We start from the raw sequence: 23,462 nt of genomic DNA, 5'->3' as shown, positions 1-23,462 counted from the left end.
ACGCTCTGCGGCAGCCCGGCCTTGATCACGGTCTGGCGCGCCGGGTTCTGGCCCGAGCCGGCGGTCAGCACCTGGCCCAGGATCAGTTCGTTGATCTGGTCGGGGCTGAGGTTCGCGCGGCGCAGCAGGTCGGCGACGACGGCCGCGCCGAGCTCGGGCGCCGGCGTCTTGGCCAGCGTGCCGCCGAACTTGCCAACAGCAGTGCGGGCGGCGGCGACGATCACGATATCGGTGGTCATGGGATTCTCCAGAGGTTGCGATGAAAGAGGTGTCGAAGGCGCGGGCGCGGCTCGGCGTCAGACGGCCTTCTGCTTCACGTAGCGGCCGGGTGCCGCCTCGATGGTCTTGTGCCGGCGGTCGCCGTAGGTCTTCGGCGCCGCGATCTGCTTGCCGGCGTGGCCCTTGAGCCAGGCGGTCCAGTCGGTCCACCAGCTGCCGGGGTGTTCGGTCGCCTTCGCGAGCCAGTCCTGCGCGTCATCGGGCAGCGCCGCGCCGGCGCCGATCCAGTGGCTGCGCTTGCGCTTGGCCGGCGGGTTGATCACCCCGGCGATGTGGCCCGAAGCGCCGAGCACGAACCGGGTCTTGCCACCCAGCACCTGCGTGTTCCGGTAAGCGCCGTCCCAGGGCACGATGTGGTCCTCGCGCGAAGCGTAGACGTACGCCGGCACGGCGATCCGGCCGAGATCGACCTTCTCGCCGCAGACCGTCAGCTTGCCCGGCTTCACGAGGTTGTTCTCGAGGTAGGTGTGGCGCAGGTACCAGCAGTACATCGGCCCCGGCAGGTTCGTGCCGTCGCTGTTCCAGTACAGCAGGTCGAACGGCGGCGGCGTCTCGCCTTTCAGGTAGTTGCCGACGACGTAGTTCCAGACCAGGTCGTTCGGGCGCAGGAAGCTGAAGGTCGTTGCGAGTTCCTGGCCTTTCAACAGGCTGCCGCCGCCGGGGCTGTTCGCGCCGAGCGTCATCTCGCGCATCTGCACCATCGCCTCGTCGATGAAGAGATCGAGCACGCCGGTGTTCTTGAAATCGAGAAAGGTCGTCAGCAGCGTCAGGCTCGCGGCCGGCTTCTCGCCGCGCGCCGCGAGCACCGCGAGCGCGGTCGCGAGGATCGTGCCGCCGACGCAGAAGCCCAAAGTGTTGATCTGTTCGCTGCCCGAGATCTCCTGCACCAGACCGATCGCACGGATCACGGCGTCTTCGATGTACTGGTCCCAGGTGAAGTTCTTGATGCTCTCGTCGGCATTGCGCCAGCTGACGACGAACACGCGGTGGCCTTGCTCGACCGTGTAGCGGATCAGCGAGTTCTCGGGCTGCAGATCGAGGATGTAGTACTTGTTGATGCACGGCGGGACGAACAGGATCGGGCGCTCGAACACTTTCGCCGTCAGCGGCTTGTATTCGATCAGCTGGAACAGCTCGTTCTCGAACACGATCGCACCCTCGGTCGTCGCGACGTTGCGGCCGATCTCGAACAGGCTCTCGTCGGTCTGCGAGACATGCCCCTGGCGCACATCGTCGAGCAGGTGCTTCATGCCGAGCGCGATGCTCTCGCCATGCGTCTCGAGCGCCTTGCGCTGCGCCTCGGGGTTGAGCGCGAGGTAGTTGCTCGGCGCAGCGGCGTCGATCCATTGCTGCACGGCGAAGCGGATGCGCTGACGCGTCTTCTCGTCCCCCTGCAGGCAGTCGGCCATCTGCATCAGCGCACGCGCGTTCAGCAGGTACATCTGCGCGGTGTAGGTGGCGGCCGGGCTGCTGGCCCAGTCCTGCGCGGCGAAGCGGCGATCGGTCGGCGCCGGCGCGGCGGACTGCAGGGTCTGGTTCCAGAGCTCGGTGGCCTGCTTCATGTAGGCGCCCTGCAGTTCGGCCATCGCCGGCATCGGCAGGCTCAGTCCCGACATCGACTTCCAGATCTCGCCGAAGGTCGCGCTCATCGCCTGGGCGTTGGCGCTCAGGTCCGACGCGGCCGCAGCGCCCGCAGCGGCCGCAAAATTGGGTTGGCTCTTCATCTGTCTCCTGGGCGGTTCGGGGCGGTCTGGCGCGGCGCTTTCCGGACTCGTTTTACGTCACTCCGGGGCCTTTGTACAAGCGCAGGCTATCCCTATTCTCGTGTCGCATTATGACTTTTGATTTCACGATAAGACAGCACCGGGTGGCGGCCTGATGGTACTGATCGCCATCGCGTGGATTTATGTCGTGCTGATGGTCGCGGTCGTCGAAGCGACGAGCCCGCAGGGCACGCTGCTCGGCGCCTTCTTCACGCTGCTGCTGTATGGCGTGCTGCCGCTGTCGATCGTGACCTACCTGTTCCTGGCCCCGGCGCGCAGGCGGTCGCGGCGTGCGGCGCCGGCCGGGTCAAGCGAGCCGGTTCTGCCGGATCCAGACGGCAGCGGCCATCCGCCCAGTGACGCGATCGCGCCGGAACGAAAAGAACCGTGAAGGCTCGGAGACGGTGCACCAGCGGCCGCCGCTGATCCCGCCCACGCCAGCGGCTTGCAGGCGCTCGCGCGCGAGCATCGGCAGATCGGCGAGCCACTTGCCGGGCTGCGTCGCCGCAACGAAACGCGCCGACGAAGTCCCTGGCCGCGGCGCGACACCGAAGGCTTCGAGCACGTCCGGACCGACCTCGAACCGCGTCGGTCCGATGCATGCGCCGAGCCAGGCATGAACCTCGCTGGGCGCGCACTGCGCGGCCGCGCAGACCTGCGCGAGCGTCGCCTCGAGCACGCCGGCCGCCAGGCCGCGCCAGCCCGCATGCGCGGCACCCACCGCGCGCCCGCCCGCCGCTGCGAACAACACCGGCAGGCAGTCCGCAACCTGCACGGTGCAGGCCATGCCCGGCTCGGTCGTGACGCTGCCGTCGGCCTCGTGCGGCACCGCGCCGGGCTGTGCATCGAGCGCCGTCAAGCGCACGACCGCCGCGCCGTGCACCTGGTTCAGGAACACCGGCGTCGCGTCGATCGCCTGCGCGAACAGGCGCTGGTTGTGCACGACGGCCAACGGATCGTCGCCGACCGCGGCGCGCAGATTGAGGCTGTCGAACGGCGCCGCGCCGACGCCGCCGCGGCGCGTCGTCATCAGCGCGCCGATGCGCCGGTCAACCCGCCACTCCGGCACCAGCCAGTCCGGATGCCCCATCAGCCGCCCGCTTCGGGATAGGCCGACGGCTGCGTCTTCGCGAACGCATCGAGCCGCATGCATTCGTCGAACACGCGCATCACGGTCGGCACATGGTCGAGCCGGCACGCGTAGCGCTGCGCATTGAAGATCTGCGGCACCAGCGTGCAGTCGGCCAGCGTCGGCGTGTCGCCGTGGCAGAAGCGGCCGGTGCGCGCATCGCCGGCGAGCCGGCGCTCGACGACCTCCAGCCCGGTCTCGACCCAATGCTGGTACCAGCGGGTCTTGTCGTCGTCGCTCAGCTTCATCTCGCGCACGAGGTAGCGCAGCACGCGCAGGTTGTCGAGCGGGTGGATCTCGCAGCCGATGTCCTGCGCGAGCGAGCGGATGCGCGCGCGGTCGAACGCATCGCCCGGCAGCAGGCTCGGTTCGGGGTAGGCCTCGTCGAGATACTCGATGATCGCCATCGATTGCGTCAGCGCCTCGTCGCCGACCTTCAGCAGCGGCACCAGGCCGGCCGGCGCGATCGCGGTGTAGCGCTCGCTGTTCTGCTCGTGCTTCAGCAAGTGGATCGGCACCAACTCGCAGTCCAGCCCCTTCAGCGCCAGCGCGATGCGCACGCGGTACGAGGCCGACGAGCGAAAGTAGTGGTACAGCTGCATGCGAATCAGCTCGCGATCACCTTGACTTCGAGCGTGCCGACGCCTTCGACGCGCCCGCTCAGCGTATCGCCGACCTCGACCGCTGCAACGCCCTCGGGCGTGCCGGTGAAGATCAGGTCGCCGGGCTGCAGTTCCCAGGCCTTCGACAGGTGCTCGATGATCTCGGGGACGCTCCAGATCAGCTTGCCCAGCGTGCTGGCCTGGCGCGGCCGGCCGTTGACCTCGAGCGCGATCCTCGTATCGGCATTCAGGCTGCACTCTTCGGCGCGCCGGATCGGGCCGATCGGCGCCGATTCGTCGAAGCCCTTGCCGATGCACCAGGGGCGGCCGAGCTTCTTCGCGTCGTTCTGCAGGTCGCGGCGCGTCATGTCCAGGCCGACCGCGTAGCCCCACACGTGTGCCATCGCCTGCGCGGCGGGGATGTCGCGCCCGCCCTTGCCGATCGCGACGACCAGCTCGAGCTCGTGGTGCAGGCTCTTGCTGAGCGTCGGGTAGTGCATCTGTCCGACCATGCCCTCGGCGACCGGCAGCACCGCATCCGCCGGCTTCATGAAGAAGAACGGCGCCTCGCGACCGCTGTGGCCCATCTCGATCGCGTGTTCGACATAGTTGCGGCCGACGCAGTAGATGCGGTGCACCGGAAACAGCGCCGTCGCCGCGCCCCCCTGGACGGGAACGGCAGCGGTGGCGGGCGGCGTGAAAACAAAGGTCATGTCGGGAGTCCTGGTTGGGCTGAGGGGACCGGCGCAAACACGGTCGCGGGCAGCGTGGAATGATGCCATGCAGCGCTGCCTCGCGTCGCTGCCGCGCCGGGTCGCGCCGCTACACTCGCGCCCATGTTGATCCCGTACAGCATCAAGCACTGCAAGGTCTGCGGCGGCGCCACGGCCTACGCGGTGCCGGCCGACGACAACCGCGAACGCGCCACCTGCACGGTCTGCCACACGGTCCACTACGAGAACCCGCTGAACGTGGTCGGAACGGTGCCGGTGTGGGGCGAGCAGGTGCTGCTGTGCCGCCGCGCGATCGAGCCGCGCTACGGTCTGTGGACGCTACCGGCCGGCTTCATGGAGCTCGGCGAAACCGTCGAACAGGGTGCGGCGCGCGAGACCCTCGAGGAGGCCGGCGCGCACTTCGAGATGCAGGGCCTGTTCACCGTGCTCAGCGTCGTGCGGGTCGGCCAGGTGCACATGTACTTCCGCGCGCGGCTGCTCGACACCGAGTTCGCGCCCGGCACCGAGACGATCGAGGCCCGGCTGTTCCGCGAAGACGAGATCCCGTGGGACGAGCTCGCGTTCCGCACCGTGCGCGAGACCCTGAAGCACTTCTTCGCCGACCGGCGCGGGGGTCATTTCGACGTGCACTGCGCCGACATCGCCTGATGCGCCTGCCGCGGCCTACTTCTTGACCGGCGGCAGGTCGGTACACGCGCCTTCGAACGCTTCGGCGGCCAGGCCGATGCTCTCGCCGAGCGTCGGGTGCGGGTGGATCGTCTTGCCGATGTCGACCGCGTCGGCGCCCATCTCGATCGCCAGCGCGAGTTCGCCGATCATGTCGCCGGCGTGCGTGCCGACGATGCCGCCGCCGACGATCGCGTGCGTCGCCTCGTCGAACAGCAGCTTCGTGAAGCCTTCGTCGCGGCCATTCGCGATCGCCCGGCCCGAGGCGTTCCACGGGAACAGGCTCTTCTTGACCTTCATCCCCTTCGCCTTGGCCTCGTCCTCGGTCACGCCGACCCACGCGACCTCCGGGTCGGTGTAGGCGACGCTCGGGATCACGCGCGCATCGAACGCCGCCTTCGTGTCGCCGGCCGCGACCTCGGCCGCCACGTGACCTTCATGCGTCGCCTTGTGCGCGAGCATCGGCTGGCCGACGATGTCGCCGATCGCGAAGATGTGGGCGACGTTGGTGCGCATCTGGATGTCGACCGGGATGAAGCCGCGATCGGTGACCGCGACGCCGGCCTTGTCGGCGCCGATGCGCTTGCCGTTCGGCACCCGGCCGACCGCCTGCAGCACCATGTCGTAGAGCTGCTCCTTGACGCCGCCCGCGGGTCCGTCGACGCCCTCGAACTTGACGAGGATGCCGTCCTTCGTCGCCTCGGCGCCGACCGTCTTGGTCTTCAGCATGATGTTGTCGAAGCGCGGCGCGTTCATCTTCTGCCAGACCTTCACGAGGTCGCGGTCGGCGCCCTGCATCAGGCCATCGAGCATCTCGACGACGTCGAGCCGCGCACCGAGCGTCGAGTAGACCGTGCCCATCTCGAGCCCGATGATGCCGCCGCCGACCACCAGCATGCGCTTCGGGTTCTGGCGCAACTCGAGCGCGCCGGTCGACGTGACGATGCGCGGGTCGTCCTTCGGCAGGAACGGCAGCTTCACCGCCTCGGAGCCGGCCGCGATGATGGCCTGCTTGAACTTGATGGTCTGATTGCCACCGCTGGCGACGGCGACGCCGATGTGGAACGGGTCGAGGAATGCCGCCGTGCCCTGCACGACCGTGACCTTGCGCATCTTCGCCATCGCGGCGAGGCCGCCGGTCAGCTTGCCGACGACCTTCTCCTTGTGCGTCTTGAGCTTCGCGAGATCGATCGTCGGCGCCGCGAACGTGATGCCGTAGCCGTCGAAGTGCTTGACCTCGTCCATCACCGATGCGACGTGCAGCAAGGCCTTCGACGGGATGCAGCCGACGTTCAGGCAAACGCCGCCGAGCGTCGCGAAGCGCTCGATCATCACGACCTTCATGCCCAGATCGGCGGCGCGGAACGCGGCCGAGTAGCCGCCCGGGCCGGCGCCGAGCACGACCAGGTCGCATTCGAGATCGGCACCGCCGGCGTAGCTCGACGCGAGCGGCGCGGGTGCAGGCGCAGGTGCAGGTGAAGGGGCGGCGACGGCCGCCGGCGCCGGCGCAGCCGCCGCGCCTTCGGCCTCCAGCGACAAGATCACCGAACCTTCGTTGACCGTATCCCCGACCTTGACCCGCACCTCCTTCACGAGCCCCGCATGCGACGACGGGATCTCCATCGACGCCTTGTCGCTCTCGACCGTGATCAGCGATTGCTCCACCTTCACCGCATCGCCGGGCTTCACGAGCAGCTCGATGACCGCCACGTCCTTGAAATCGCCGATGTCCGGCACCTTGATCTCGATGAGGCTCATGCTCAGCCCTTCACTTTCAGTTTGATGGTGTGCACATGGAACGGCCCGCTGGAGTTCTTGTCGAACTCGCAGCCGGCGCGCACGCCGAGCTCGGCGACCTCGCGCGCGCTCTTCGCCTTGTCGAAGCCGGCATACATCGCGCCGAGCGCGAACGCGCGACCGGTGCCGATGCCCCAGAAGCGATCGAACTCGAACACCTCGCGGTACGAGTACACGCCGAAGATGCCGGCGTGGTTCGCGATCAACGCGGTGAACTGCGAGCTTTCGTACGGGTCGGCGTCTTCTTCCTTGGTGTTCAGGAAGAAGTTCTCCTTCAGCTTCGGGTGCAGCTTCAGGAAAGTGTCGAAGACCTCGTCGCGCGAATGCAGCTTCAGCTCGTCCGGCGGCAGCGCAGTCAGCGCGCGGCGCAGCACCGGAAAGTGCGCGGTCGTGCCGGCCATGCCGATCCACGAGTCGCCGACCTGGAACAGTTTCAGGTTCGCCTCGTAGCCATGGCCGAGACGCGTGTCACCGAACGTGACCAGCGTGTCGGCCGCGATGGCCACCGTGCCGCCCTTTCGGACCACCACGACGGTGGTCATCTCAGAGCAGCACGCGACGGAAGTCGCCGAGCACCTGGCCGAGATAGGCGTTGAAGCGCGCGGCCAGCGCGCCGTCGATCACGCGATGGTCGTACGACAGCGACAACGGCAGTTGCAGGCGCGGCACGAAGGCCTTGCCGTCCCAGACCGGCTGCATCGCGCTCTTCGACAGGCCCAGGATCGCGACCTCGGGCGCGTTGATGATCGGCGTGAAGTGCGTGCCGCCGATGCCGCCGAGCGAGCTGATCGAGAAGCAGCCGCCGGTCATGTCGGCCGGACCGAGCTTGCCGTCGCGCGCCTTCTTGGCGAGCTCGCCCATCTCGGCGCTGATCTGCAGCACGCCCTTCTTGTCGGCGTCCTTCAGCACCGGCACGACCAGGCCGTTCGGCGTGTCGGCCGCGAAGCCGATGTGGAAGTACTGCTTGTAGACGAGCTGATCGCCGTCGAGGCTGGCGTTGAACTCGGGGAACTTCTTCAGCGCCGAGACGACGGCCCGGATCACGAACGCGAGCATCGTGACCTTGACGCCCGACTTCTCGTTCTCCTTGTTGGTCGATACGCGGAACGCCTCGAGCTCGGTGATGTCGGCCACGTCGTTGTTCGTGACGTGCGGGATCATCACCCAGTTGCGATGCAGGTTCGCGCCGCTGAGCTTCTTGATGCGCGACAGGTCCTTGCGCTCGACCGCGCCGAACTTCGTGAAGTCGACCTTCGGCCACGGCAGCAGGCCCGGAATGCCGCCGCCCGCGGCGGCCGCAGCGGCCGGCGCAGCGGCTGCCTGCGCCTTGGTCTGCACGCTGCCGGCCATCACGCCCTTGACGAAGGCGTGCACATCGTCCTGCGTGATGCGGCCCTTCGGGCCGCTGCCCTTGATCTCCTCGAGCGGCGCGCCGAGTTCGCGCGCGAGCTTGCGGATCGACGGCGACGCATGCGGCAGCACGCCGCGCGTCGCGGTCGGCTCATGGGCCGGCAGTGCGGCGGTCGGCACCGGCTTGTCTGTCGCGGGCGCCGCGACGGGTGCCGCTGGTGGCGCCGGTGGCGCCGTCGTCGATGTCGCGGCCGCGGCCGCCGCCGCCGGTGCGGGTGCCGCCSCCGCGGCACCGCCGCTGGCCTCGACGCGTGCGATCAGGCTGCCCTTCGAGACCTTGTCACCGACCTTGACCTTGACCTCCTGCACGACACCCGCGTGCGACGACGGGATCTCCATCGACGCCTTGTCGCTCTCGACCGTGATCAGCGACTGCTCGACCTTGACCTTGTCGCCGACGCCGACCATCACCTCGATCACCGTGACTTCGTCGAAGTCGCCGATGTCAGGGACGACCACATCGACGGGGCCGGCGCCCGGGGCAGCCGCCGGGGCCGGCGCAGCGACCGGCGCAGGCGCCGGCGCATGGGCCGCAGGCGCAGCGGCGGTCGGCGCGGGCGCGGCCGCTGCGGCGCCATCGGCCTCGAGCACCAGCACCAGCGATCCTTCCTTGACCTTGTCGCCGAGCTTGACCTTCAGCTCCTTGACGACGCCGCCCTGCGACGACGGGATCTCCATCGACGCCTTGTCGCTCTCGACCGTGATCAGCGACTGCTCGGCCTTCACCGTGTCGCCGGGCTTGACCAGCAGCTCGATGACTTCCACTTCTGCGAAGTCGCCGATGTCCGGGACCTTGACTTCCACCAATGCCATTTTTGTTGTCTCCGTCGTTTCTTAGGGGTGAGAAGTTAGGCGTACAGCGGGTTGATCTTGTCGGCGTTGATGCCGTATTTCTTGATCGCTTCGGCGACCTTCGCGATCGGCAGCGCGCCGTCATCGGCGAGCGCCTTCAGCGCGGCGACGACGACGTAGTGGCGATTGACCTCGAAGTGCTCGCGCAGCTTGCTGCGGAAGTCGCTGCGACCGAAGCCGTCGGTACCGAGCACGCGGTAGCTGCGGCCCTTCGGGATGAAGGCGCGAATCTGCTCGGCGTAGTTCTTCATGTAGTCGGTCGATGCGATCACCGGGCCGGCGTGCTTGTCGAGCTGCTCGGTGACGTAGGGCACGCGCGGCTTCTTGTCGCTCGGGTGCAGCAGGTTCCAGCGATCGGCGTCCTGGCCATCGCGCGCAAGCTGGTTGAAGCTCGGGCAGCTCCAGACGTTCGCCTCGACGCCCCAGTCGTCCTCGAGCAGCTTCTTCGCGGCGATGCTCTCGAGCAGGATCGTGCCGCTGCCGAGCAGGTTGACGCGCGGCGCCGCGGGCCGCGTGTCGGCCTTGCGCACCGGTGCACCCTGTTCGAGCAGGTACATGCCCTTGATGATCTGCGCCTCGGTTCCCGGTTTCAGGCCCGGCTGCGGGTAGTTCTCGTTCAGCAGCGTCAGGTAGAAGTAGACGTTGTCCTGGTCCTCGACCATGCGCTTCAGGCCGTGGTGCAGGATCACGCCGACCTCGTGCGCGAAGGTCGGGTCGTAGCTGATGCAGTTCGGGATCGTGCTCGCGAGGATGTGGCTGTGGCCGTCTTCGTGTTGCAGGCCTTCGCCGTTCAGCGTCGTGCGGCCCGAGGTGCCGCCGAGCAGGAAGCCGCGCGCCTGCATGTCGCCCGCCGCCCACGCGAGATCGCCGATGCGCTGGAAGCCGAACATCGAGTAGTACACGTAGAACGGCACCATGATGCGGTTGTTCGTCGAGTAGCTCGTCGCCGCGGCGATCCAGCTGCTCATGCCGCCGGGCTCGTTGATGCCCTCCTGCAAGACCTGGCCGGCCTTGTCCTCGCGGTAGTACATGACCTGGTCCTTGTCGACCGGCGTGTAGTTCTGGCCCGCGGGGTTGTAGATGCCGATCTGGCGGAACAGGCCCTCCATGCCGAAGGTGCGCGCCTCGTCGACAAGGATCGGCACCGCGCGCGGACCGAGCTCCTTGTCGCGCAGCAGCTGCGTCAGGAAGCGCACGAAGGCCTGCGTCGTCGAGATCTCGCGGCCTTCGGCGGTCGGGTCGAGCACGGCCTTGAAGGTGTCGAGCGGCGGCACCGCGAGCTTCTCGTCGGCCTTGGTGCGGCGATGCGGCAGGTAGCCGCCCAGCGCCTGGCGGCGCTCGTGCAGGTACTTCATCTCCGGCGTGTCGTCGGCCGGCTTCAGGAACGGGATGTCGGCCAGCTGGTCGTCCGGGATCGGGATGTTGAAGCGGTCGCGAAACGCGCGCACATCCTCGTCGATCAGCTTCTTGGTCTGGTGCGCGGTGTTCTTGCCTTCGCCGCTCTTGCCCATGCCGTAGCCCTTGACGGTCTTGATCAGCAGCACCGTCGGTTGGCCCACGGTGTTGGCCGCCTTGTGGAACGCGGCATAGACCTTTTGCGGATCGTGACCGCCGCGGTTCAGGCGCCAGATGTCGTCGTCGCTCATCTTCGCGACCATCTCGAGCAGCTTCGGATGCTGGCCGAAGAAGTTCTTGCGCACGAATGCGCCGTCGTTGGCCTTCATCGCCTGGTAGTCGCCGTCGACCGTGTCCATCATCACCTTGCGCAGGATCTCTTCCTTGTCGCGCGCGAGCAGCGGATCCCAATAGCTGCCCCACAGCAGCTTGATGACGTTCCAGCCCGCGCCGCGGAACTCGCCCTCGAGCTCCTGGATGATCTTGCCGTTGCCGCGCACCGGGCCGTCCAGGCGCTGCAGGTTGCAGTTGATGACGAAGATCAGGTTGTCGAGCTTCTCGCGCGCCGCCAGGCCGATCGCGCCGAGCGACTCGGGCTCGTCCATCTCGCCGTCGCCGCAGAAGACCCAGACCTTGCGCTTGCTGGTGTCGGCGATGCCGCGTGCGTGCAGGTACTTCAGGAAGCGCGCCTGGTAGATCGCCATCAGCGGGCCCAGGCCCATCGAGACGGTCGGGAACTGCCAGAACTCGGGCATCAGCTTCGGGTGCGGGTAGCTCGAGATGCCTTTGCCGTCGACCTCCTGGCGGAAGTTCAGCAGTTGCTCTTCGCTGATGCGCCCTTCCATGAAGGCGCGTGCGTAAATGCCGGGCGACGAGTGGCCCTGGATGTACAGCAGATCGCCGCCGTGATCGGCGGTCTCGGCGTGCCAGAAGTGGTTGAAGCCGGTGCCGAACATCGTCGCGAGCGACGCGAAGCTCGAGATGTGGCCGCCGAGGTCGCCGCCGTCGGCGGGGTGCAGGCGGTTCGCCTTCACGACCATCGCCATCGCGTTCCAGCGCATCATCGTGCGCAGCCGCTCCTCGATCTCGATGTTGCCGGGCGTGCGCTCCTCCTGGTCCGGGGGGATCGTGTTGACGTACGCGGTGTTCGCCGAGAACGGCACCTCGATGCCGGCCTGCCGCGCGTGATCGATCAGCGTCTCGAGCAGGAAGTGGGCGCGGTCGCCGCCCTCTGCGCCGATGACGGCCGAAAGCGCGTCGAGCCATTCGCGGGTTTCCTGCGCATCCGCATCGTTGGCGGCCGCACCGAGGAAGGAATCAGGCTGTGCTGACATGCTGCTTGTCTCCAGGGATGAATTTGTGGGCTGGCGCGGGAGTCTCGCACAACTCACAACAATTTCCAAATGGTGCGAGTCGATTTCATATCGTGCAACTCGCGCTGACATTGCCCGGTGCAGCCACCCGCTTTCCAGCGCACCTTGCCGGCCCCGACCCGCGCCAGCCTCGATAATCCGTGGATGCAACCCGCCATCGAGGCCGTTCGGCCGCGTTCGTCACGCACCTGGCCCGAAAGACTGTTCGGCCACTGGTGGCGGCGCCAGTCTGCCGCGCGTCAGGATCGCTACGCGACGCTGGGGCCTTTGGTCTCGGTGCTGCTCTTTCTCGCTGCGATCATCTTGGCGTTCTGGTATCTGCGCAATGAGGAATTCGAGCGCGAACAGCAATCGGTCAAGCGCGATACCGAGATCGCACAGACGCAGATTCGCCTGCGCCTGATCGAAAACCAGGAGCAGCTCGTGCGCATCGCGCGCGAGATCGTCACGCGCGCGATCGATCACGATCAGTTCGTCGCCCAGGGCGGCGCCTTCACGCGCGAGCGGCCCGAGATCACGAACCTGGTCTGGATCAACGCGGCCCGCGCCCCGCGTGCCAGCTACTCGGCGACGACCTTTCCGGCCGAGGCCGGCGCGACGCCCGACGACACGCCGGCCGCGCTGCCGATCGAAGGATCGACCAGTCCGACCGAGGCCGCCTTCATCGCCGCCCGGGCGCAGCGCCAGCCGGTCTACTCGCGCCCGTTCATCGACGCGTTCGGCAACGCGGTGTTCCAGATCCAGGTGCCGCTGCTCGAGCGCAGCGCCTTCGCCGGCGCGCTGATTGCCGAGTATTCGATCGAAGGGCTGATGCGGCGCAACGTGCCGACCGAGGTCTCGCGCCGCCATGCGGTCACGCTGGTCGACGGCGACGAACACGTCTACGCCAGCACCGTGACGCAGATGCCCGGCGCGAAGCCGGCGCGCCCGGCGATCGTCTACCACCTGCCGCTCGCGCCGGCGGCGAACGGGCTGCTGTTGCGCACGGCCGGCTACCGCACCTCCATCGGGCTGATCAGCAACACGCTGTTCTGGATGGTCGCCGCGCTGTCGGTGCTGACCGTCTGGATGCTGCTCGGCACCTGGCGCCACATGCGCCGCCGGCTGCAGATGCAGAGCGCGCTGGTCTCGGAAACCAACTTCCGCCGCGCGATGGAAAACTCGATGCTGACCGGCATGCGCGCGATGGACCTCGAAGGTCGAATCAGCTATGTCAACCCGGCGTTCTGTGCGATGACCGGCTTCTTCGAGTCCGAGCTCGTCGGCCGCACGCCGCCCTTCCCGCACTGGCCGCCCGACCGGCTCGAAGAGAACGCCCGGCTGCTGCAGCAGGAGCTGCAGGGCCGCAGCCCGGCCGGCGGCATCGAGGTCAAGGTGATGCGCAAGGACGGCTCGCTGTTCGACTCGCGCATGTACGTCTCGCCGCTGATCGACCCGAAGGGCGTGCAGACCGGCTGGATGACCTCGATGACCAACATCACCGAGGCCAAGCGCATCCGCGACCAGCTCTCGGCCTCGCACGAGCGCTTCACGACCGTGCTCGAAGGCCTCGACGCCGCGGTCTCGGTGCTCTCGGTGCAGCAGGGCGAGCTGCTGTTCGCGAACCGCTCGTACCGCGTGTGGTTCGGCGCCGAATCGCAGGGCCACGCACTGCTCGCCGGCGCCGAGGCCGGGACGCCGTTCCTGGCCGAGCTCGACGATTCGGTCGAGCACTTCGGCGGCCTGCCGACGCAGGAACTGACCGAGGCCGGCTCCGACTCGCGCGAGGTCTTCATCGAGCCGCTGCAGAAATGGTTCGAGGTGCGCGCGCGCTACCTGCAGTGGACCGACGGGCGCCTCGCGCAGATGCTGATCGCGACCGACATCACCGCGCGCCGCAGCGCCGAGGCGCTGGCCGCGAACCAGGCCGAGAAGGCGCAGGTCACGAGCCGGCTCGTGACGATGGGCGAGATGGCCTCGTCGGTTGCGCACGAGCTGAACCAGCCGTTGACGGCGATCACGAACTACTGCAACGGCATCATCACGCGCGTCAACAACAACGCGATCGCGAAAGAGGACCTGATCGCCGCGCTCGAGAAGACCTCGCGCCAGGCACAGCGCGCGGGCCAGATCATCCACCGCATCCGATCGTTCGTGAAGCGCAGCGAGCCGCAGCGGCAGGCCTCGAGCGCGAGCAGCATCGTCGAGGACGCGGTCGAGCTCGCCGGCATCGAGCTGCGGCGGCGCAACGTCGCGATTCACACGTACGTCGCGCAACGCTTGCCGGTCTTGATGGTCGACCCGATCCTGATCGAGCAGGTCGTGCTGAACCTGCTGAAGAACGCCGCCGAGGCGATCGACAACGCGAAGCTGCCGCAGGCACGCCGCAACATCGAGCTGCGCGTCGTGCCGCGCCACACGCCGGACGAAGGCGAGGTGATCGAGTTCAGCGTCACCGACATGGGCCCGGGGCTGCAGCCCGAAGTGATCTCGCGCCTGTACGAGGCCTTCTTCTCGACCAAGGTCGAGGGCCTGGGCATCGGCCTGAGCCTGTGCCGCTCGATCATCGAGAGCCACCGGGGCCGGATCAAGGCACAGAACCTCTACAATGGCGACGCCGCAGTGGGCTGCCGTTTCTCGTTCACGCTGCCGGTCCAGAGCTCGGTTCCCGAGCGCCTTCCCAACGTCAAGGCCACAGTCACCTCATGAGCTTGATTCCGAAGAAAGGCACCGTCTACGTTGTCGATGATGACGAAGCCGTGCGTGACTCGCTGCAATGGTTGCTCGAGGGCAAGGACTACCGCGTCAAGTGCTTCGATTCGGCCGAGTCGTTCCTGTCGCGCTTCGACCCGCGCGAGGTGGCTTGCCTGATCGCCGACATCCGCATGGACGGCATGAGCGGCCTGGAGTTGCAAGACCGCCTGCTCGAACGCCGCTCGCCGCTGCCGGTGACCTTCATCACCGGCCACGGCGACGTGCCGATGGCGGTCACGACGATGAAAAAGGGCGCCGAAGACTTCATCGAGAAGCCGTTCAAGGAGGACGAACTCGTCGCGCTGGTCGAGAAGATGCTCGACCGCGCCCGCGTCGATTTCTCGAAGCACCAGGAGGCGGCGAGCCGCGACGCGCTGCTGTCGCGCCTGACGACGCGCGAGGCGCAGGTGCTCGAGCGCATCGTCGCCGGCCGCCTGAACAAGCAGATCGCCGACGACCTCGGCATCAGCATCAAGACGGTCGAGGCGCACCGCGCCAACATCATGGAAAAGCTCAACGCCAACACCGTGGCCGACCTGCTGAAGATCGCGCTCGGGGCCCAGGCCAAGGCCTGACGACTTTCGCATCAACTCGCAAGGCCGCACGGGGCCACGAAGGCGCCCCCTTCGTGATCGCCGCAGCGGCCTTTTGCATTCACGGAGCCACCGATGGCCGCACGACTGATAGACGGCAATGCCCTCGCCAAGACCCTCCGCGCCGAAGTCGCCGAACGCGCCGCCGCCCTCGCCGCCCGTGGCCACGCGCCCGGCCTGGCGGTCATCCTGGTCGGCGACGATCCGGCCTCGCAGATCTACGTGAAGCACAAGGTCAACGACTGCGTCGGGGCCGGTATCCGCTCGGTGCTCGAGACCTACCCGGCAAGCTTCGGCGAGGCCGAGCTGCTGGCGCGCGTCCGGGCGCTGAACGACGACCCGACGATCCACGGCATCCTCGTGCAGATGCCGCTGCCCAAGCACATCGACCCGCATCGCGTGATCGAGGCGATCTCGGTCGCGAAGGATGTCGACGGCTTCTCCACCCTCTCCGCGGGCGAGCTGATGACCGGCCTGCCCGGTTTCCGCCCCTGCACGCCGTACGGCTGCATGAAGCTGATCGAGACCACCGGCATCGCGCTGCGCGGCAAGAACGCGGTCGTGATCGGGCGCAGCAACACCGTCGGCAAGCCGATGGCGCTGCTGCTCTTGCAGGCGAACGCGACCGTCTCGATCTGCCACAGCGGCACCGCCGACATCGGCGCGCTGACGCGCCAGGCCGACGTGGTCGTCGCCGCGGTCGGCAAGCGCAACGTGCTGACCGCGGGGATGGTCAAGCCGGGCGCCGTCGTGATCGATGTCGGCATGAACCGCGACGAGGCCGGCAAGCTCTGCGGCGATGTCGATTTCGCCGGCGTCTCGCAGGTCGCCGGCTGGATCACGCCGGTGCCGGGCGGCGTCGGGCCGATGACGCGCGCCATGCTGCTGGTCAACACGCTGGACGCCGCCGAGCGCGCGGCGCAGCGCTGAGCCGGTCGCGAACCTGGAACGAACAAGGCCGCGAATGGACACGAACCCCCTGCTTCCGACCGTCGGCCTGCCGCGCTTCGACGCGATCCGCCCCGAGCACATCACCCCCGCGGTCGACGCGCTGCTCGCCGAAGCCGACGCCGCACTCGACCGTGCCACCAGCGACGCGGTGCCGGCCGACTATGACGCGCTTTCCGCAGTGCTCGACGTCGCGACCGAGCGGCTCGGTCGCGCATGGGCCATGGTCGGCCACCTGAACGCGGTCGCCGACACGCCGGCGCTGCGCGCGGCCTACACCGAGAACATGCCGAAGGTCGTCGACTTCCACACCCGCATGGGCGCCGACGAGCGCCTGTTCGCGAAGTACAAGGCCGTGCTCGCGGCGCCCGGCTCGGCGCAACTCGCGGCACCGCGCCTGCGTGCGCTGTCGAACGCGCTGCGCGACTTCAAGCTCTCGGGTGCCGAGCTCGAAGGCGTGGCCAAACAACGCTACGCGGCGCTGCAGGACCAGCAGGCCGAGGTCGGTCAAAAATTCTCCGAGCACGTGCTCGACGCGACCGATGGCTATGCCTGCTTCGCAAGCGCCGACGAGCTCGCCGGCGTGCCTGCCGACGTGCTGCAGGCCGCGCGCAATGCCGCGACGGCCGAGGGCCGGCCCGACGCGTACAAGCTGACCCTGCATGCACCGCGCTACTTCCCCGTCATGGAGTACGCGCGCAACCGCGCGCTGCGCGAGCGCCTGTATCGCGCCTACGCGACGCGTGCGAGCGAGTTCGGCCCGGCCGCGCTCGACAACGGCCCGCTGATCCGCGAGCTGCTGATGCTGCGCCAGGAAGAAGCGCAGCTGCTCGGCCATGCGAACCCCGCCGAGCAGTCGCTGGTGCCCAAGATGGCCGACTCGCCGGCGCAGGTGATCGCGTTCCTCGAAGACCTGGGCCACCGCGCGCGCCCCGGCGCGCTGCGCGACCTGGCCGAACTGCGCGAGTTCGCACGCAGCGAGCTCGGCCTCGACGAGCTCGCTGCGTGGGACATTGCGTTCGCAAGCCAGAAGCTGAAGGAGCAGCGCTACGCGTACAGCGAGCAGGAGGTCAAGCAGTACTTCACCGAACCGAAGGTGCTCGAAGGGCTGTTCCACATCGTCGAGACGGTGTTCGAAGTGCGCATCCGCGCCGACAGCGCGCCGGTCTGGCACCCGAGCGTGCGCTTCTTCCGCATCGAGAAGGCGGCTGCGCCAGGCGACGACGCCGCGCCGCGCCTGGTCGGCCAGTTCTATCTCGACCTGTTCGCACGCCCCGGCAAGCGCCCGGGCGCGTGGATGGACGACGTGCGCGACCGCTGGCTGCGCCCGGAAGGTCAGCTGCAGACGCCGGTCGCGAACCTGATCTGCAACTTCGCGCCGCCGGTCGACGTCGACGGCGTCGTGCGCCCGGCGCTGCTGACGCACGACGACGTGACAACCTTGTTCCACGAGTTCGGGCACGGCCTGCAGCTGATGCTGACGCAGATCGACGACCTCGGCGTTTCGGGCATCTCCGGCGTCGAATGGGACGCGGTCGAACTGCCGAGCCAGTTCATGGAGAACTTCTGCTGGGAGTGGGACGTCGTCAAGCGCCTGACCGCGCACATCGACAGCGCCGAACCGCTGCCGCGTGCGCTGTTCGACCGCATGCTCGCGGCGAAGAACTTCCACAGCGGCCTGGCCACCTTGCGCCAGGTCGAACTCGCGCTGATCGACATGCGGCTGCACACCGACCGGAGCGCGCCGCAGCGCATCGCCGAGATCGTCGACGAAGTGCGCACCGAGGTCGCGGTGCTGGTGCCCCCGGCGTTCAGCCGTTCGCTGAACACCTTCACGCACATCTTCGACGGCGGCTACGCGGCCGGCTACTACAGCTACAAGTGGGCCGAGGTGCTGTCGGCCGACGCCTGGAGCGCGTTCGAGGAGGCGCCCGATGTGCTCGATGTCGACACCGGCCGGCGCTACCGGCAGGCCGTGCTCGAGACCGGCGGCAGCCGCAGCACGATGGACAGCTTCAAGGCCTTCCGCGGCCGCGAGCCGCGCATCGATGCGCTGCTGCGCCACCAAGGTCTGAGCTGAAGATCACGGTCCCGGCGTTCGCATCGCTTGAAGCTGCCCCGCCGCGTCGGTTAGATTCCAGCATTGATCGCCGCACCCCGGGAGCTCCCAATGAAGCATGATTGCGTGTCCACGAACCGGCTGGCCTGGCTGTGCTGGGCGCCGTTGATCGCGCTGCTCGCGGCAGTGCCGGCGCATGCGCAATACAAGGTCGTCGGCGCCGACGGCAAGGTGACCTACACCGACCGGCCGCCGGCCAGCGCCGCCAAGGTCACCGCGCTCGGCCGCAGCGGTGTCGCGAGCGGCCCGACCGACGCCGCGCTGCCGCTCGAACTGCGTCAGCCGGCCGCGAAGTACCCGGTCACGCTCTACACCGTCGGCGGCGCCTGCGAGCCCTGCGAAGCGGCGCGCCAGTTGCTGCGCCAGCGCGGCATTCCCTACGGCGAGAAGCAGGTGCTGAGCTCCGAGGACAGCGAGGCGCTCGAGCGCCTTTCCGGCGGCCGCGACGCGCCGACGCTGGCGATCGGCACGCAGATGATGCGCGGCTACGCGCCCGCGGTCTGGAGCTCGTACCTCGACGCCGCCGGTTACCCGCGCGAGTCGCGCCTGCCCGCGAGCTACCAATACGCCGCGGCGACGCCGGTCGTCGAGCGCCGCGAAGCGAGCGCGCCGCGCGCGCCGGCGGCCGTTGCCTCGCAGCCCGATGCGCCGCCGGCCGCACCGGCGGCGAACCCGTCGGGCATCAAGTTCTGAGAGGCTCCGAGGGCCTCACGGTCGCGCCGATGCGCCGCGCTTGAGCGCTGCCGGCCGCGACCGCCGCACCCATCACCCAGAACAGCGACGCCGCACCCAGCGCCGCGCCTGCGACGCCGAACGCCAGCGGCATCACGGCACTCGAGAAGTTGATCGTCATCGAGCGCAGCGCGATCGCCTCGCCGTGGCGCTCGTGCGGCGTCAGCTGGTGCAGCGTGGTCATGATCATCGGCTGCACCGAGCCGAGCGCGAGGCCGAGAAGGACAGCGCAGGCCGCCATCTGCCACGGCGCATGCACGAGCGGATAGACCGCGAAGACGGCGCCCGCGCCCAGCATCGCGCCGGCCAGCACCTGCGATTCGCGCAGCCGGTGCGCGAGCGTCGGGATCGCGAGCCGCACCAGCGCGACGGCGCCGGCGAAGACGCCGAGCACGAGGCCGATCGCCGAGGCGCTGAAGCCGCGCTCGTGGCCGAGGATCGGGACCACGAAGGTGTGCACGTCCCAGCTCGCCGAGAGCAGCCAGTTGACCGCCAGCAGGCGCCGCAGCCCCGGCGTGTGCAGCAGGTCCCAGAAGGGTTGCGCGCGCAACGGTGCGCTGCGCGGCGGCGGCACTTCGACCGGCACGCGCCGCGCCCACCACAGCCCGAACAGCGGCAGCAGCAGCAACGCGCCGAACGCGACGCGAAAGCCGAAGCCGTCGATCAGTGCACCGGCGAGCACCGGCCCGGCGACGTTCGACAAGGCCGGCGCGAGGCCGAGCCAGCTGAACACGCGCTTCAGCTCGGTCGCATCGCGCGCGCTGCGGCCGGCGGTGCGCTGGATCGCGATCAGCCCGTAGTTCGCGCCGGCGCCGGTGAAGGTCGCGGCCAGGCACAGCAGCGCGAAGGCCCAGGGCGCGACGATCGTCGCGAGCACCGCGAACGCGCCGCCGACGACGGTGAGCGCGACCGCCACGTACAGCGGCCGGTGGTAGCCATGGCGGTCGGCGAGCCGCCCGGCCTGCAGTGCCAGCGCGATCGGCGCGACCGCGAACAGCCCCATCAGCACGCCGACCGCCCACTCGGCATGGCTCTGGCGCAGCACCCACAGCGGCGCCGCCATGCGCACGCCGGCCATCGTCGAATGCAGGCAGATCTGGCCAACGATCAGCGCGAGCAGCACGCTCGGCAGCGCGGGTTCGCGGCCGCGCGCGTCAGGCGAGCTCATCGTCGGCGGGCTCGATCGCGGTCCCCGGCAGCAGCAGCTGCGTGGCGTCGTCCGACAGTGCCTCGACCGACTTCAGCTTGCGCGTCATCACGCGCGTACGCACCTCGGCCTCATCGATCGTGTTGGCGGCTTCGTTGAGCTTCTTGCGCGTCTTCGCGAGCACCGCGCCGAAGCTCGCGAACTCGGTCTTGACGGCACCGAGCACCTCCCAGACCTCGGCGCTGCGCTTCTCGAGCGCGAGCGTGCGAAAACCCATCTGCAGGCTGTTCAGCGTTGCCAGCAGCGTGGTCGGCCCGGCCAGCATGATCTTGTGGTCACGCTGCAGCGCCTCGACCAGCCCGGGCCGGCGCAGCGCCTCGGCATACAGGCCTTCGGTCGGCACGAACAGGATGCCGAAGTCGGCGGTGTGCGGCGCCGCGATGTACTTCTCGCGGATCGAGCGCGCCTCGGCGCGCAGCCGCATCTCGATCGCCTTGGCGGCGATCTCGGCCGCGACCGGGTCGGCGCGCTCCTGCGCCTCGAGCAGGCGCTCGTAGTCCTCGCGCGGGAACTTCGCGTCGATCGGCAGCCACAGCGGCGCGCCGTCGTCGCGCCGGCCCGGCAGCCGCAGCGCGAAGTCGACGCGCGCGTTGCTGCCCGGCACGGTCTCGACGTTGCGCGCGAACTGGTCCGCGGTGAACACCTCTTCGAGCAGCGCCGCCAGCTGCACCTCGCCGAAATTGCCGCGCGTCTTGACGTTGCTGAGCACGCGGCTGAGCGAGCCGACATCCTTCGCCAGGCCCTGCATCTCACCCAGGCCGCGGTGCACCTGCTCGAGCCGGTCGGCGACCTGCTTGAAGCTTTCGCCAAGGCGCGCCTCGAGCGTCGCGTGCAGCTTCTCGTCGACGGTCGCGCGCATCTGCTCGAGCTTCTTCTCGTTGTCGAGCTGGATCGCGCCGAGCTTCTGTTCGACGCTCAGGCGCACCTCGCGCAGCGCCAGCTCGTTCGTCTGCGAGAGCGCGCGCAGCTGCTCGATCAGCGCGTCCGAGAAGCGCTGCAGCGCCAGCGCCTGCTGCTCGCCCGAACGGCCGAGCGTGTCGGCCTGGTACTGCTGCGTGGCGGCCAGCTGCGTGCGAAAGCTGTCGATCTGCTCGTTCTGCGTGCGCGCCGTGTCGCCCTGCTGCGTCAGCAGTGTCTGCTGGAAGGTGCCGAGCGTCAGCGCGAGCTCGCCGCGCGTGGCGCCGGCGCTGCGCGCGACCTCGTCGCGCAGCGCGCGCTCGAGTTGCTGCACGTCGGCATGCACCGCCGCCTGGAGCTCGTCGCGCAGCGCCTTCAACGGGGCCGCATCGGGGCGCCGCAGCGCGAGCCACACGGTCAGTATCAACAACAGAACGAGAAGCGCGAGCAGCGCCGACGGGATCCAGTCGAAAGGCATCCTGCGATTGTCGCCTGTGCGCGCGCCGCCGCCGTCAGTGCGTGCGGCCGCGCACCAGTCGGTGCTCGACCAGATCGAACGCCGCCTGGACCCCCAGCGCCAGCACCGCGGCCGGCAACGCGCCGGCGAGCATCGCGCCGGTGTCGTTGACCGCCAGGCCGGCGACGATGCGCTCGCCGAAGCCGCCCGCGCCGATGAACGCCGCCATCGTCGCGGTGCCGACGTTGATCACCGCCGCGGTCTTCACGCCGGCCATCAGCGTCGGCAGCGCGAGCGGCAGCTGCACCTCGCGCAGGCTCTGCGCGCGGGTCAGGCCCAGCGACAGCGCCGCCTGCGCGAGGCCATCCGAGACGCCGCGCAGCCCGGCGTGCGTGTTGCGCACGATCGGCAGCAGCGCATACAGGAACAGCGCGATCAGCGCCGGCACCAGGCCGATGCTGCCGAGCAGCGCGATCAGGAACGCGAGCAGCGCGAGCGACGGGACCGTCTGCAGCACCGCGACGACGCCCAGCACCCAGTTCGCGCTGCGCGGCCAGCGCCACGCCGCGATGCCGAGCGGCACACCGACGCCGATCGCGATCAGCAGCGAACCGAATACCAGCATCAGGTGCTGCAGCGCAAGGCGCGCGAAGTCGGGCGCGAACAGCCGCTCGAGGAAGCGCTGGCGCGGCGTTGCCGCCCCTGCAGAAGCGGCGGTCGAAGGCGGGGCCGAAGCGCCCGCGACAAACCGCTGCGCGACCGCCGCGAAGCTCTGCCCGTCGAGCTCGACCTGCGCGTTCATCGCGATCATCGCAGGTGCATCGATGCGCCCTTCGAGGCGCGCCAGCGGGCGCGGATCGACGCTGCTGCGCATCAGCAGCACCGCGTCGTACTTCGGGAAGAAGCCGAGATCGTCCTGCAGCACGCGAAGCTGGTAGCGGCCGACCTTCGCGTCGGTCGAGTAGATGTCGATCAGGTCGACGGTGCCGTTGCTGATCGCGTCGTACGCCAGGCCGTGGTCGAGCGCATTCGCGCCGGCCTGCGGCAGGCGGTACGCGGCCTTCAGCGCGGGCCAGCCATCGCCACGTTCGAGGAACTCGTGCGAGAGGCCGAGCCGCAGGCCCTGGGCCTTCGGGCCGAGCAGGTCGGAGATGCGCGCGATGCCGAGCTCGGCGGCGCGCGCCTCGCGCATCGCGAGCGCATAGGTGTTGTTGAAGCCGAGCGGCACCGCAGCCTTCAGTCCGCGCGGCGCGAGCCATTCGTTCAGCTCGGCCAGCGACGGGTTGCCCTGGCGCTTCAGCAGCTCGCGCACGATCGTGCCGGTGTACTCGGGGTAGAGATCGACCGCGCCGCTGGCGAGTGCCTGTTCCAGGATGCCCGTATTGCCCAACCCCTGACGGTGTTCGGCGGCGATGCCCTGCTGCGCGAGCGTCTGGCGCACGATCTCGCCGAGGATGTACGACTCGGTGAAGCGCTTCGAGCCGACGATCAGCGGCGGCGCGGCGCTCGCCACACCGGTCAGCAGCGCGACGATGGCGAAAGCGATGACGCGGCTGACCCGGTGATGCGACATGCGCCGATTCTGGCAGCTAGCGTTAACAGGCCCTAGCACAACCCAGTGAGCCCGGTGTGTAGGAGCTATCCGACGTTGCATCGGGTCGTTCCCGGTTTGTGGCTTTCTGGCTTCTGCGAAACAATCGCTTGCCACTTGGGGGATGCGCCCCCGGCGGCGTGGCTTTGATTCGGGTCTGGAGATCGAGGCTCCCTGCTCGCCGC

Annotated in this window: 19 protein-coding genes; 7 read left to right on the top strand and 12 right to left on the bottom strand. The window is 68.8% G+C overall.

Annotated elements, in window-relative coordinates; genetic code table 11:
- Positions 1–239 (bottom strand): thiolase family protein (locus AC1DTW_RS26165; protein WP_477984602.1); only part of this gene is annotated, 239 nt, incomplete at its 3' end.
- Between the two features lie 57 nt (positions 240–296).
- Complete coding sequence (gene phaC / locus AC1DTW_RS26160) at positions 297–2,003, bottom strand: class I poly(R)-hydroxyalkanoic acid synthase (RefSeq protein WP_477984600.1); 1,707 nt, start codon at positions 2,001–2,003, stop codon at positions 297–299.
- Between the two features lie 154 nt (positions 2,004–2,157).
- Between phaC and AC1DTW_RS26155 the strand changes: the two genes are divergently transcribed.
- The gene (locus tag AC1DTW_RS26155) at positions 2,158–2,433 is read left to right on the top strand and encodes a hypothetical protein (protein ID WP_477984598.1); all 276 of its coding nucleotides are present in this window, start codon (positions 2,158–2,160) and stop codon (positions 2,431–2,433) included.
- Here the strand turns inward: AC1DTW_RS26155 and pgeF are convergent.
- The 3 genes from pgeF to AC1DTW_RS26140 are packed head-to-tail and all read right to left on the bottom strand — an operon-like array spanning position 2,350 to position 4,486.
- Positions 2,350–3,132: a peptidoglycan editing factor PgeF gene (pgeF, locus tag AC1DTW_RS26150; RefSeq protein WP_477984596.1), complete on the bottom strand. Its 783-nt coding sequence runs from the start codon at positions 3,130–3,132 to the stop codon at positions 2,350–2,352. The two genes, AC1DTW_RS26155 and pgeF, sit on opposite strands and share 84 nt — an antisense overlap.
- Entirely contained in the window at positions 3,132–3,773 is a 642-nt protein-coding gene (maiA, locus tag AC1DTW_RS26145) for a maleylacetoacetate isomerase (RefSeq protein WP_477984594.1), read from the bottom strand. Before maiA ends, pgeF begins: the two co-directional genes overlap by 1 nt.
- 5 nt (positions 3,774–3,778) lie before the next feature.
- Positions 3,779–4,486: a fumarylacetoacetate hydrolase family protein gene (locus tag AC1DTW_RS26140; RefSeq protein ID WP_477984592.1), complete on the bottom strand. Its 708-nt coding sequence runs from the start codon at positions 4,484–4,486 to the stop codon at positions 3,779–3,781.
- A 123-nt stretch (positions 4,487–4,609) separates the two neighbouring features.
- Between AC1DTW_RS26140 and AC1DTW_RS26135 the strand changes: the two genes are divergently transcribed.
- Positions 4,610–5,155, top strand: coding sequence for an NUDIX hydrolase (locus AC1DTW_RS26135; RefSeq protein ID WP_477984590.1), 546 nt, complete (start codon positions 4,610–4,612; stop codon positions 5,153–5,155).
- 15 nt (positions 5,156–5,170) lie between these two features.
- On the opposite strand, the gene lpdA is transcribed toward AC1DTW_RS26135, so the two are convergent.
- Genes lpdA through aceE form a run of 4 tightly spaced genes read right to left on the bottom strand, consistent with a single transcriptional unit; the run spans position 5,171 to position 11,961 of the window.
- Positions 5,171–6,931, bottom strand: a complete 1,761-nt coding sequence (gene lpdA, locus AC1DTW_RS26130; RefSeq protein WP_477984588.1) for a dihydrolipoyl dehydrogenase — start codon at positions 6,929–6,931, stop codon at positions 5,171–5,173.
- A gap of 2 nt (positions 6,932–6,933) precedes the next feature.
- Positions 6,934–7,512: an Ntn hydrolase family protein gene (locus AC1DTW_RS26125; RefSeq protein ID WP_477984586.1), complete on the bottom strand. Its 579-nt coding sequence runs from the start codon at positions 7,510–7,512 to the stop codon at positions 6,934–6,936.
- A gap of 1 nt (position 7,513) precedes the next feature.
- Positions 7,514–9,193, bottom strand: coding sequence for a dihydrolipoyllysine-residue acetyltransferase (aceF, locus tag AC1DTW_RS26120; RefSeq protein ID WP_477984584.1), 1,680 nt, complete (start codon positions 9,191–9,193; stop codon positions 7,514–7,516).
- Positions 9,194–9,228: 35 nt separating this feature from the next.
- The gene (gene aceE / locus AC1DTW_RS26115; RefSeq protein ID WP_477984582.1) at positions 9,229–11,961 is read right to left on the bottom strand and encodes a pyruvate dehydrogenase (acetyl-transferring), homodimeric type; all 2,733 of its coding nucleotides are present in this window, start codon (positions 11,959–11,961) and stop codon (positions 9,229–9,231) included.
- Between the two features lie 183 nt (positions 11,962–12,144).
- Between aceE and AC1DTW_RS26110 the strand changes: the two genes are divergently transcribed.
- The 5 genes from AC1DTW_RS26110 (at position 12,145) to AC1DTW_RS26090 (ending at position 19,086) form a co-directional block, all read left to right on the top strand.
- Positions 12,145–14,688, top strand: coding sequence for a PAS domain-containing sensor histidine kinase (locus AC1DTW_RS26110; RefSeq protein WP_477984580.1), 2,544 nt, complete (start codon positions 12,145–12,147; stop codon positions 14,686–14,688).
- A complete protein-coding gene (locus tag AC1DTW_RS26105; protein WP_477914943.1) occupies positions 14,685–15,308 on the top strand; it encodes a response regulator transcription factor in 624 nt (207 codons plus the stop codon). The genes AC1DTW_RS26110 and AC1DTW_RS26105 overlap by 4 nt, the downstream gene beginning before the upstream one ends.
- 93 nt (positions 15,309–15,401) lie before the next feature.
- Positions 15,402–16,256 (top strand): bifunctional methylenetetrahydrofolate dehydrogenase/methenyltetrahydrofolate cyclohydrolase, encoded by an 855-nt coding sequence (locus AC1DTW_RS26100; RefSeq protein ID WP_477984578.1) that lies wholly within the window; start codon positions 15,402–15,404, stop codon positions 16,254–16,256.
- Positions 16,257–16,290: 34 nt separating this feature from the next.
- Complete coding sequence (locus AC1DTW_RS26095; RefSeq protein ID WP_477984576.1) at positions 16,291–18,354, top strand: M3 family metallopeptidase; 2,064 nt, start codon at positions 16,291–16,293, stop codon at positions 18,352–18,354.
- A gap of 90 nt (positions 18,355–18,444) precedes the next feature.
- Complete coding sequence (locus AC1DTW_RS26090) at positions 18,445–19,086, top strand: glutaredoxin domain-containing protein (RefSeq protein ID WP_477984574.1); 642 nt, start codon at positions 18,445–18,447, stop codon at positions 19,084–19,086.
- Here AC1DTW_RS26090 and AC1DTW_RS26085 read toward each other — a convergent pair.
- Genes AC1DTW_RS26085 through AC1DTW_RS26075 form a run of 3 tightly spaced genes read right to left on the bottom strand, consistent with a single transcriptional unit; the run spans position 19,076 to position 23,259 of the window.
- A complete protein-coding gene (locus AC1DTW_RS26085; protein WP_477984572.1) occupies positions 19,076–20,293 on the bottom strand; it encodes an MFS transporter in 1,218 nt (405 codons plus the stop codon). The genes AC1DTW_RS26090 and AC1DTW_RS26085 overlap by 11 nt on opposite strands.
- Positions 20,280–21,707, bottom strand: coding sequence for a DNA recombination protein RmuC (locus AC1DTW_RS26080; protein ID WP_477984570.1), 1,428 nt, complete (start codon positions 21,705–21,707; stop codon positions 20,280–20,282). Before AC1DTW_RS26080 ends, AC1DTW_RS26085 begins: the two co-directional genes overlap by 14 nt.
- Before the next feature lie 34 nt (positions 21,708–21,741).
- Positions 21,742–23,259: an ABC transporter permease/substrate-binding protein gene (locus AC1DTW_RS26075; protein ID WP_477984568.1), complete on the bottom strand. Its 1,518-nt coding sequence runs from the start codon at positions 23,257–23,259 to the stop codon at positions 21,742–21,744.
- Positions 23,260–23,462 lie beyond the last annotated feature (203 nt).

It is taken from the genome of Rhizobacter sp. P5_A1 (genome assembly GCF_056400745.1).
The sequence above is the reverse complement of the archived record's forward strand: the minus strand, read 5'-3'. Positions and strand labels throughout refer to the sequence as shown.